Origin of the sequence: Vibrio sp. SS-MA-C1-2 (genome assembly GCF_021513135.1) — a bacterium.
GTDB lineage: Bacteria > Pseudomonadota > Gammaproteobacteria > Enterobacterales > Vibrionaceae.
In genome coordinates, this window is the sequence record NZ_CP090980.1 from 524,363 (window position 1) to 536,849 (window position 12,487).

The window sequence follows — 12,487 nt, forward strand, 5'->3', positions numbered from 1 at the left end:
TTCATTAGTTGTGCTTATTTTAATTAGCAGCCTATTTCCAACACTCTTATTATTACTCACTCTCATTCTTCGCTTTATACATGGCTGGTATATCTACTTTAATCACAATCACACTCACATCTTATATTCATTATTATTAAGCGTTGCTTTTATTACGATAATCTACTTAACCGTGATGGATAAGTGGACAAGATATAAACAAGAAAACGCTTAATTAACTAAAACGTACTGAACCTTAACACTTAAGGCATAGTATCAACCTTAATCTTTTGATAATGAATGGGGTTTAATTTTAGTTTTTCTGGAATCACTGTACCAATAGAGATCGATGACCATGTCCCAGCCAAGACACCAATAAACATCGCAGAAGAGAAGCTATTTAAAGACTCTCCGCCCATGATCCATAACGCACTGATCGTAATTAAAGTCGTACCAGACGTTACCATGGTACGAGAAAACGTCGAAATAATGGCATGATCATTAATCTCTTTAATATCACCGTTTGGTTTATTAATCAAAGAGTCTCGGATTCGGTCAGCAATAATAATCGAGTCATTTAATGAATAGCCTAGAACCGCTAAAATTGCGGCGAATGCCGTTAGATTAAACTCCAGTTGAGTAAATGTAAAAAAGCCAAGAACCAAAATCACATCATGGAAAAGAGCAAAAAGTGCACCACTCGCCAGTCGCCATTCAAAACGAAAGGAGAGGTAAATTAAAATCAAAGTTAAAGAAACAAACAGTGCCATTCCGCCCTGCTCTAGCAATTCAACACCAACCTGTGAGCCCACTTGACTATTACTCACAATCTCATGTTTAGTCGAAATTTGGCTCAATGTCTGATCTAATATTGGTAAAATTTCTTTCTCTTCTGTCGCATAACGGATCATCCAACGCCCATTTTCGCCAGATGGTGTCACGGTAACAAAATCACCTAACTTGGGTTGTAAAACAGATAACAATTGATGGTTAGAAATCCCTTTATCAAGATTAACTTCAGTCACTTCTCCACCAGTAAAATCTAAACCAAGATTTAAACCATAAGAGAAAAACGACCCAATGGCTCCCAGTGTTAATATTACAGAGATAATCATTGTGGCATAACGGATCTTACGAATATGACTTTTTAATAAATTTAGCATTATTTAAATTCTCACCTCTTTACGGCTATCTCGACCCCAAACCAGATTAATAATCGATCTTGAAACAAATATGCCTGTAAACATACTGGTGACCAACCCTAAACCTAGCGTTAATGCAAAGCCTTGAATCGGTCCATTACCAATAGCATAAAGCACAACCGCAGAGATCATAGTAGTGACATTGGCATCTAAAATCGTCGAAAATGCAGAGCTAAAACCAATATTGACCGCTTGAGCCAAGCTATAACCCTCTTTTAATTTATCTCGAACCCGTTCAAAAATAATAACATTGGTATCAACCGCCATACCGACAGTTAAAACTAAGCCAGCAATACCAGGAAGAGTTAAAATCGCACCTGGCAATAACGCAATAAGCCCCAATAAAGAGACCATGTTAAAGATCAATGCGACATTCGCTACCCAGCCAAATCGACGGTACCAAAGTGCCATAAAACTCAATGTTAACCCCATACCTAAAGCCAACGCGGCAAATCCATTGGAAATATTTTCAGCCCCAAGAGATGCACCGATTGTTCGCTCTTCCACAATCGTTACTGGCGCAGTCAACGAGCCCGCTCGTAATAAAAGTGCTAACTCTTGCGCGTCTTGTAAACTACCTGCTCCCGTAATTCGGAATTGGTTACCTAATTGAGATTGAATAGTGGCAACACTGATAACTTTCTCATTTCGTTGCATCTTACCTGTATTATCCGTTCTGTACTCTTTAAAAACGGTCGCCATCGGTTTACCAATATGAGTAGCAGAAAAGGCACTCATTTTTTTACCACCGAATTGATCCAAAGAGATATTAACCTCAGCAGATCCCATTTCACCCATTCGGGCACGCGCATCAATAATATGCTCTCCTTTCAACACAGGTTGCTTGGTTAAGCTTATCAATTGACCACGTTCATCTTTAAGGACTTTATCGTTATATTGACGTTCGTGATTCACCTTATAAAACGCTAGGCTCGCCGTCGCACCAATAATATTTTTAGCTTGGGTTGGATCTTGGACGCCAGGTAACTCAATACGAATGCTGTTTGAATTTTGACGTTGAACTAACGCTTCAGTAATCCCTAACTCTTCAATACGGCTACGCATAATCTTTAAATTTTGATTAATTGTTTCCGTCTCAAATTTTTGAATACTTTGTGGCATCAACTTTACTATCACACCTCGACGAGTAATATTACATTGCCACTCAGGATAATGAGCGTTGATAAAATCTTTGATCTCTTTTATCGATGACGATGATGCACTCTGAACTTCAATATTATTTTGACCACTCAATACAACTCGAACACCGCTTAAATGATCGGTTCTCACCTTAATTTTTAAATCATTAAATAGTGCATTTTTCTTATCATTTAATGCCTGATCCAAATCCACATTGAGCAGAAACTGAACCCCACCTCTTAAATCTAAGCCCAATTTGAGTGGTTTAAAACCATACTCTTGAAACCATTGTGGAGCTAAAGAGAGATACGAGAAGGTAATCACATCTTTTGGTGCTAACGATTGAGAGATGATTTTTTTCGCCTTCGCCTGTTGATCTTCATCAGCTAACATGACAGTCAACTTTTGGTCTGATAACGAAATAGTTTGTGGGTTAATATGCTCATATCCAAGCATCTTTTTCACATCTAATAACGTAGGAGTATTATTAGAGTCATGATAAGAAACCTGAATGGCAGGCTTTTCACCATACCATGTTGGTAGCGCACTTAAAGTTAATAGTATAATTGTTATAATAATAACGACATATTTCCAAATAGAGTAATGGTTAAATATATCGTTATTTTTTTGTCTTTTTTTCATATAACTCAACCTTCGCTTTTGCAAAGTGAAATAATAGTTTTTAAAAGCTAAATTTTATTTAACTTTTATTTTTAATTCATTTAAAAATAAAGCTTAATATACTCAAAGTCATTGGCGTTGCTAAAAGGCAGCGAGTGAGTTAGGCCCCATAAGTATAGATATACTATATAGTTGGGACGAACGAACACAGACAACAACCTAGCACCCTCTAGTAAGACGAGTATAAAAAGTCATTTTCAATTAGAGTTATAAATAGGAGGTGGCATCAAGGTAGGCGTAAATAGCATTACTCTCCTTCCAGCCGAGTATTCTATGATTAGCGATGAAATTAAAATAACAACTTAATTGCCTGAATCTATTGCTTATTTTAAGCCTAAAAGCTAAAATAATATCACGATTTTTGGATTGCCACAGATCAAGAAATAGAGGTTCATTAGAGAGTTCAAAAACAACCTTAATCGTCTGGTTTAGCCGGTGTGAGTTAATAATTCCATGCTCACTATAATGGATCTCATTGGTTGAAACAGGGTTGTTAGATTCTAAAGGAGTATGCTCGATTAATTGATCAGTCGAGTTTTGAAGAAGTGAATCAGGAAGTGAAAAATATTGATTGCCTATGCTATGACTAACCTCACCATAACCAAATAATGGTAATAGTGTTAGTGAGATTAATAATAGAAAAACACGAGAAAACATTTTCACTCATTCATTTTAATAAAGAGCCGCAATTATGGGATAATTTAAATAAAACATCAAGACAATAATTATATAAAAGTTAAAATAAAATCAATTAATATCTACTCAATCATCTAAATACCATGAAGATATAAACATATTCATGATAAGAAAATTAAATAATATTTTACTTAAAGTAATAAAGTTAAAAATTAGAAAGGAACAACATAAATTGTCACCGGCACAGTATAAGTTGCTAGTAGATGACAAGTGAATGAAGCCCCATGAGCATAGTTGTTCTTATATGATTGGGGAAAGCGAGTATGGCCAACGGCTTAGCAACTTCAAATAAAAAGGAGATAACACTGGTGTTTATCACTGTAAAACATCACTAAAATATCAAAATGCGATTACATGGCGTTGAGCAACATCAGAATACGTGAGATTTTAATGCTCAAGGCTAAAAGATAGGAAGCAAAAAAAACCCCGCACAAATTGTACGGGGAAAAATAATTTCATTACACATAAATAAGGATTTCATAAAGCAGTAGTTATCAAGATAATTAGCACTCTTCATAACTCATGTACAGTAAGAGTCACCTTATCCGATTTAGTTCAAACTTTTTTTAATTTTTTTCATAAAACATCAAAAACACAAAAAAAGTACAGCAGAAAACAAAAATCATGCTGCCATTATGATATGAATCAGTACTCTCACTACTCTTATTTGTCATATTAATAACAAATATATATCTATCCCCCAAATAATGGGAGTTGCTAGTAATCAGCAAGTGAGTGAGGCCCCATGAATGTAGATCGACTATATGATTGGGGCTAGCGAGTGCAGCCAACAACCTAGCGACTTCAAGTATGAGGGATATATCAACCTTAATGAATGATAGGCATAAATATGAACTTTGAACTCGCCACCTACTTAAAAGAGTTAACGCAATTAGTCAATGTGGATTGTGGAACCAAAAATCCTCAAGGTGTCGCAAAAATTGCTGATATTCTGACGCCAATGTTTGAATCTATTGGTTTTACTGTCACCCGTCACCATATTGATGATGCAGCAGGTCCTTGTCTTCATATCACCAATCAACCTGATGCCGATCATTATGACATCATGTTAAGTGGTCACATGGATACCGTTTTCCCTGATGGTACTGTCGAAAATAGACCATTCTCTATGGATGATAAAATGGCTTATGGTCCTGGTGTAACGGATATGAAGTCAGGCATTTTAAGTGCTTGGTATGCCTTACAAGGACTTTCAAAAGAGACATTAGCAAATAAAGCCATTGTTGTGGCCTTAAACTGTGACGAAGAGATCGGCTCTTACTATTCACGCCCTTGGATTGAGTCTATAGCAAAGAAGAGTGAATTAGTTCTCGTGTGTGAGGCTGCGCGCCCAACCGGTAATCTCATCCGTTCAAGAAAAGGTAATGCAAAATATCAAATCGATTTCCATGGTAAAGCATCTCACGCAGGTTCAGCACTGGCTGAAGGCGTCAATGCTATCTATGAGCTGAGCCATTGGTCATTAGCGATTAAAGATTTAGTCAACCTTGAAACAGGCACAACCATGAATGTCGGTATTATCAGCGGTGGTGTCGCGGTCAATGTCGTACCTGATTCTGCTCAAGCGATTGTTGACCTTCGTTTTTGGAATAATGATGAAGCAGAAGAGATCCACAACACATTAAATACGATGAGTGAAAATCCATTTATTGAGGGAGCATCAATCACCGTTAATCGCTTGGCATTTAAGCCATCCATGGTACCAACAGAAAAAACAGAAGCATTAATATCATTGGTTTCTCAACAAGCAAATAAGTTAAATATCCCTCATGGTTGGGAAGATGCAGGTGGCGGTTCGGATGGTAACTTTACCGCTGCATTAGGAATTCCAACCCTTGATGGTTTTGGTCCCATGGGCGCAGGATTCCACAGTGATAAAGAGTACCTTGTTTTAGATTCAATTGAACCTCGTATTAAATTACTGACCGCTGTTATGCAAGAGGTTTTGGCTTAATTAGCGATAAACTTACACTCTAACAACATGTGTTTTAACCCCTCTTTCCATTGTGATTTAAAGTCAATGAAAAGTGGGGTTTCTTCTTATTGGTACTGAGATGAACAGTTCAACTCAAACACCGTTATTACAATAAATATCGTCTTAAACATAACAACCTAATATCGATACTTCCTTACAAAAAAAATTTGTATAATCCATAAGAAAAACAATTCAATTGAATGATTTTCACGACCATTTCGTATATTAACCCACCATTTTTTGTACTTTTACTTTAACTGGGTATAGATTTAAATAGCTGCATAATAAAAATCAGTATCAAAAACAGATGCCTATAATCAATCACATCAGATAAAAAATGGTATTCATGCAGCACTATTTATACCCAAGATTATTGACGTTGCGACGAGGCGAATACATGTAACCATTATGGAAATAAACCTCGTCCTGCTGCGCTAAATAAAAAGAGAATATTAGCCCAATTCATGTAAAGGAATCGATGATGAGTGCACTAGCCAATTTCCGAAAGAAAAGAATAAGTGATCCTGCATTTAAACTATTTAAAGAAGTATTACCTCCCCTTTCAGCGACTGAACGTGAAGCAATGGAAGCGGGTAGTGTCTGGTGGGAAGGCGAATTATTTTCTGGTACACCACAATGGGATAAACTTCATCAATATCCAAAACCACAGCTAACACCAGAAGAGCAACAATTTATAGATGATAAAGTTCGCCCTTTAATCTCAATGTTAGATGACTACAAAATTGTCCATACTGATAATAATTTATCACCCGAAGTTTGGGACTATCTTAGAAGGGAACGCTTCTTTTCCCTCAATATTACCAAAGAATTTGGGGGATTAGAATTTTCAGCCCTTGCAAACTCAACCATTGTCTCCATGATATCTACTCGTAGTATTAGCGCAGCGGTAACGGTTATGGTACCTAATTCATTAGGACCCGGAGAGTTACTGTCACATTACGGTACCAATGAACAGAAAGAGTATTGGCTACCCCGTCTTGCCGATGGAACAGAAATCCCCTGCTTTGCTTTAACTGGCCCAGAAGCAGGCTCAGATGCTGGAAGTATTCCAGACAGAGGGGAGATCTGTTATGGCGACTATCAAGGTGAACAAGTATTAGGTATAAAATTAACGTGGAATAAGCGTTATATTACCTTAGCCCCTGTCTCAACGGTACTTGGTCTTGCTTTTAAACTCTCAGACCCTGAACAACTGCTTGGCAAAGAGATCGATTTAGGGATCACCTGTGCACTCATTCCAACCGACCACCCCGGCGTTGAAGTCGGTGATCGTCATAATCCTATTGGTCTTGCTTTTATGAATGGCCCAACTCGTGGAGATGATGTATTTATTCCAATCGACTGGATTATCGGTGGCCCAAGTTATGCGGGCCGAGGATGGCGAATGTTAGTGGAGTGCCTCTCTTCTGGTCGTGGAATTTCCCTCCCAGCATTAGGGACATCTATTGGACATCTAACGGCTAGAACAACCGGAGCTTATGCTTATATTCGCAAACAGTTTGGTTTATCTATAGGACGGTTCGAAGGTGTTGCTCAGCCTTTAGGCCGTATTGGCGGGCTAACTTATCTCTTAGAGTCAGCCCGCACATTAACCACGACCGCACTGGATATGGGTGAAAAACCCGGCATTGTCACAGCCATTGCCAAATACCATATGACGGAACTTGGTCGAACGATCTTAAATGATGCGATGGACATTCACGGAGGCAGAGCTATTCAACTTGGGCCAATGAATTATTTAGGGCATCAATACTATGGGATCCCTGTTGCGATTACCGTTGAAGGTGCAAATATACTAACCCGTAACTTAATGATTTTTGGACAAGGTGCGACACGTTGCCACCCTTATGTTTTATCTGAAATGGAAGCCGCTGCAACCCCAAATATAGATGAAGCCAAAGAACAGTTTGATAAGCTTCTCTTTCAACATATCAAATACACTACAGGTAACATATTAAAAGGACTACTTAATTCACTAACTCGCTCTTTCTTTAACACAACGCCCTATAGTGGTGAAACCGCTATTTACTATAAACATTTAAATCGAATGAGTCGCGCTTTAGCTGTCGCATCAGATTTCTCAATGCTCTCTTTAGGTGGGGAATTAAAACGTAAAGAGTTAGTTTCCGCACGCTTAGGTGATGTCTTAAGTTTCTTATACCTTGCGTCTGCCACTCTCAAACGGTTTGAAGATCAAGGTCGCCCTCAAGCTGACCTCCCTTTTGTACACTATGCACTTCAACACTGTTTACATCAATCCGGTGTTGCATTTGATGAATTATTTAACAACTTTCCTAAGAGAGGAGTCGGTCGATTAATCAGAACATTGACCTTTCCAATTGGTATTCATTATTCCGCACCAAAAGATAGCATTGCCTTAGAGATAGCAAATTCTTTAATGACACCAGGAACCCATCGTGATCAGTTGACCCACCTTTGTCATTACGATATTGACAATCAAAAGGATCCAGTCGCGATTATTGAAAGAGCATTTATTGCTATGCATAAGACTAAAAATCATGAAAAACTGATTTATCAAGCAATAAAGGCAGGAAGAATCTCGGCTAAAAGTCCATTAAGTGAGAAGTTAAACCAAGCATTAGCATTGAATATTCTTTCACAAGAAGAGGTAAATGAGATTAATCATGCTGAAAAGATGCGTTCTTATGCAATACAAGTGGATAATTTTAATCACGAATTAACAGAAACAAAATAAAAGAGATGAATAATTAATCACTAAAGAAAAATGCACTTACAGCTTTGTGAGAGATCTCTTACAAAGCTGTAAGAGAAAACAAATTTAACACGCGAGATTAACCTTTATATAACATTTAATAATTAATAATTTCAACACCTTATCGTGACAAACCATTTTACATCACTATTTTATAGTAAAAAATGCTAAAAATAGGCTTGTCCTTTTGTCTCAATAGCTTATTCTAACTGTGTCGAAGGGAAACACGACACCAAACACTAAGGACAGTAAATCTCTTAAAGGATTTAAGAGAGATAATTCAGGATGAGTTATCAACATGGACAGTGAACGGAACTACTTCAGGATGAAGTTAACGTAAGTAGGATTACTTACAGTCAGGATGACAAACAAGGAACAAACTTCAGGATGAGGTTAACGTAAGTCGGATTGCTTACAGTCAGGATGACAAACAAGGAACAAACTTCAGGATGAGGTTAACGTAAGTAGGATTGCTTACAGTCAGGATGACAAACAAGGAACAAACTTCAGGATGAGGTTAACGTAAGTAGGATTGCTTACAGTCAGGATGACAAACAAGGAACAAACTTCAGGATGAGGTTAACGTAAGTAGGATTGCTTACAGTCAGGATGACAAACAAGGAACAAACTTCAGGATGAGGTTAACGTAAGTAGGATTGCTTACAGTCAGGATGACAAACAAGGAACAAACTTCAGGATGAGGTTAACGTAAGTCGGATTGCTTACAGTCAGGATGACAAACAAGGAACAACTTCAGGATGAGGTTAACGTAAGTAGGATTGCTTACAGTCAGGATGACACAAGGATCACTTCAGGATGAAGTAATGGACACCTCTAGGATAGAGAAGCTTCGCTAACGGAAACTAGCAAAAAAAAATCACATTGAGTGTGATGCAGGGAGCACCATATAGTAGCGGGATAGGCTGCAACAGAAACACAGGGCGCGACAGGAGTCGCGCCCGCTCTGTATCTAGAGCACAGAAAACCAACTCACTTAGCCGCTATTACAACTATTCCCTATATATTCGACTAAAAAAATTCAATATCTCTGCGACTCAATAACAACTGAACTATAGTTAACAGATATTAATATCTAAAGGCTATAACTACATGAAACACATCTTCCATACGATTCATCCCGACAATCGTGTTAAAGTTGCCCTTATTGCGGCTTTAGGTTCAACAATCTGTATATCTATCCTTGCTGGGATTGATCAACTCACTAATCATGCTTATTTATTAGCCGCACCATTTGGTGCCACCATGGTATTAGCGTTCGGCGTCCATCAAAGCCCTCTTGCTCAGCCAAAAAATATTATTTTTGGTCATCTATTAACGGCATTTATTGGGCTGCTCTTTGTGAATTATGTGGAAGTAAATGCGATCAGTTTAGGTGTCGCTGTTGGGTTAGGAATATTTTTTATGATTATACTAAAAATCACTCATCCGCCAGCGGGTGGAAACCCTTTATTAATCATGTTAACAGGGCATACAAGTTGGTCATTTTTAATTACACCATTTTTATTAGGCTCTGTTATTATTGTGCTAATCGCTTATGTCTTCCATAAGTATGGTTCAAAGTACCAATATCCATTTAATAGCGATAAATAAGGTTTTTCTTTAAACTTAGAGAGTAATATTAAGAGCTAATTATTCTCTATACCCATCTTACTTGACGTTGCTAGGTTGTTGACTATATTCATTCGCCCCAATCAGATAGAACCCCATACCCATGGGGCATCAATCATTTGCCGCCTACTAACAATATAGTGGTACGTTAATTTGGCTAATTACTTCGGGTATAAGCTTAAAATAGACTTAATATACTGGTAGCTTCACATCAGAAAAAATATCAATCATCTGCTGTTCTGTTTTTGCTTCTGTCGCTCTCTCAATCAATGATTTTGTTAAATGAGGGGCTAATGCAAAAATAAATTGATACATATATTCACAGATAAAAATCCCACGTTTAAAGCAGAGTAACCCTTGATTTGGAGAAAATAGATGGCTGATATCGATCACATCCAGCTCATAATTCACTAAATCATTAGCCGACACCGTCGCAATAATCCCGATACCAAATTCTAATTCCACATAAGTCTTAATCACATCGGCATCAATTGCTGTCATCGAAATCGAAGGGGTTAACCCTGCTTGCTTAAAAGCGGTATCTTGGGTATTACGCCCGGTAGAGCCTTCATCATAACTGACCAGAGGATACTGACTAATCTGCTCTAAGGTAATATTTGGAACCTCAGTTAAAGGATGACCTTTAGGAACAACTAATGACAATGTCCAGATATAACAAGGAAGAGAAACCACTTCATCGTTTGGCATATCTTGAGCTACAACCGAAAGATCAAAAAGTCCTGTCGGAACATTACTATTAATTTGTTGAGAAGTAGAAGGAAATATATTGAGTTCTACTTTAGGGTGAGTCTTAATAAATTCAGTTATCGCAGGAGGCAGAATATAATTCGCGATAGTTTGGGTGGTAAATAGATTTAATACCCCTTCGTCAGGGTTTGTTAAATTATTTGCCATCACCTTGATCTTATCAGCATTAAGTAACGTCTGAATCGCAGAGGTGATGATCTCCTCTCCTACCGCTGTCACGGTACTTAAATGTTTACCATTCCGCTCAAAAATCTGAACACCAAGCTCTTGCTCCAATAATCTCACCTGCTTACTAACATTCGGCTGAGTCGTAAACAGGCGTTCAGAGGCTAATGACATATTGAGTTCACTGTTGACGATTTCAACAATATAACGTAATTGTTGTAATTTCATTGATATCCTTTCAAATTAACGGTTCACAGAGTCATTATACTCCAAATAATCATGGTTATTCGGTAGCTAAGAAGGATATAAACTATTGAATATCCGAAATATGTAGCAGTATGCTCTCTAGCTCATCCCAAGGTAACAATTGATTATCAATCACCTCTAATCGAGACTCAAACCCTTCTAGGGTCATTTCATTCAGAGAGAGAACCCCATTATTAACATTAAATGCATAGCAACCTTTATTGGTATTCATTACCCCTTTGACTCGTTCTGCCGTTAAATCGTTGAGCATAGAAAAGATAAGATCAAAATCAAAACTGATCTCTGAGCCAAAAATCCACCCACAACTAAAATAGCCTTGCCCTCGATTCTCTTTACGAATAAAGCGCGCATTCGGTGGTAATTGAAATTGAGGCTCCATCTCAGCATGTTCATGATGATGATCAGCAATCTCTGATGCTTCAGTTAACCGTGTTCTCTCTTTATCTAATAACGAGAGAGAGAACTCTCCTTGCTCGGCAAAAAGGCCATCAAGCTTTGCAGGGTATTGCATCTCTAACCATTGATTAAAGCTCTTTTTATCACTTTCAGAACATTGATCGACTTTATTGGCTATCACGATATCAGCAACGTCGAGTTGATCATTAAAATTGCTATTCTCTCGATATTTATTATTGGTTAAATTTCGCGGATCAACCAATGCGATCGTCGCTTTCAAATCGATATAATCTTGAAATTGAGGTGACGTTAATAAGCTAATGATCTTATGAGGATGCCCTAACCCCGTTGGTTCAACAATCAAACGATCGGGCTTTTGACGTAATAGTGTTGTTATCGCCACCGACGTCGGCACGCCTGCAGTACAACACATACATCCACCGGGCACTTCTTTGATCATCGCTCCTGACTCCGTCAAGATTGCACCATCTATCCCGATCTCACCAAATTCATTCACCAGTACAGCCCAGTGTTGATCTGTAGGTTTCTGTTGTAATAAATTAAGAATTGAGGTGGTTTTACCGACACCAAGAAAGCCAGTTATTATATTGGTTGGGATTTTCATTTAATCACTTATTTTATCGAAGATTCTGTCTCTACAGTACCATATATTCGGTTTGAATTAGAGCAGTAAAATTGCCAAATATATTCAAAATAATTGATGTTGCTAGTAGACGGCAAGTGAGTAAGGCCCCATGAGTATCGGGGCATTATATGGTTGGGAAGAGCGAGTGAAGTCAACAACCTAACGAC

At 37.9% G+C, this 12,487-nt stretch carries 8 protein-coding genes; 3 read left to right on the top strand and 5 right to left on the bottom strand.

Features of this window, described 5'->3' with window-relative positions; all coding sequences use genetic code 11:
• Window positions 1–242: 242 nt before the first annotated feature.
• From secF to L0B53_RS02380, 3 genes are all read right to left on the bottom strand, one after another.
• Window positions 243–1,142, bottom strand: coding sequence for a protein translocase subunit SecF (gene secF / locus L0B53_RS02370; protein ID WP_235058878.1), 900 nt, complete (start codon window positions 1,140–1,142; stop codon window positions 243–245).
• Window positions 1,143–1,145: 3 nt separating this feature from the next.
• Complete coding sequence (gene secD / locus L0B53_RS02375; protein WP_235058879.1) at window positions 1,146–2,963, bottom strand: protein translocase subunit SecD; 1,818 nt, start codon at window positions 2,961–2,963, stop codon at window positions 1,146–1,148.
• Between the two features lie 246 nt (window positions 2,964–3,209).
• On the bottom strand, window positions 3,210–3,659 hold the full coding sequence (locus L0B53_RS02380; RefSeq protein ID WP_235058880.1) for a hypothetical protein: 450 nt from the start codon (window positions 3,657–3,659) through the stop codon (window positions 3,210–3,212).
• A gap of 889 nt (window positions 3,660–4,548) precedes the next feature.
• On the opposite strand from L0B53_RS02380, the gene L0B53_RS02385 reads away from it, so the two are divergent.
• The 3 genes from L0B53_RS02385 (at window position 4,549) to L0B53_RS02395 (ending at window position 10,060) form a co-directional block, all read left to right on the top strand.
• Window positions 4,549–5,673: a M20 family metallopeptidase gene (locus tag L0B53_RS02385; RefSeq protein ID WP_409202775.1), complete on the top strand. Its 1,125-nt coding sequence runs from the start codon at window positions 4,549–4,551 to the stop codon at window positions 5,671–5,673.
• Window positions 5,674–6,175: 502 nt separating this feature from the next.
• Window positions 6,176–8,431, top strand: coding sequence for an acyl-CoA dehydrogenase (locus L0B53_RS02390; protein ID WP_235059706.1), 2,256 nt, complete (start codon window positions 6,176–6,178; stop codon window positions 8,429–8,431).
• A gap of 1,128 nt (window positions 8,432–9,559) precedes the next feature.
• Window positions 9,560–10,060: an HPP family protein gene (locus L0B53_RS02395; RefSeq protein ID WP_235058881.1), complete on the top strand. Its 501-nt coding sequence runs from the start codon at window positions 9,560–9,562 to the stop codon at window positions 10,058–10,060.
• Window positions 10,061–10,267: 207 nt separating this feature from the next.
• Here the strand turns inward: L0B53_RS02395 and L0B53_RS02400 are convergent, their stop codons facing one another.
• Together L0B53_RS02400 and L0B53_RS02405 are read right to left on the bottom strand one after the other, a co-directional pair.
• Window positions 10,268–11,239 (bottom strand): LysR substrate-binding domain-containing protein, encoded by a 972-nt coding sequence (locus L0B53_RS02400; RefSeq protein ID WP_235058882.1) that lies wholly within the window; start codon window positions 11,237–11,239, stop codon window positions 10,268–10,270.
• An 82-nt stretch (window positions 11,240–11,321) separates the two neighbouring features.
• On the bottom strand, window positions 11,322–12,299 hold the full coding sequence (locus tag L0B53_RS02405; protein ID WP_235058883.1) for a GTP-binding protein: 978 nt from the start codon (window positions 12,297–12,299) through the stop codon (window positions 11,322–11,324).
• Between the last annotated feature and the right edge of the window lie 188 nt (window positions 12,300–12,487).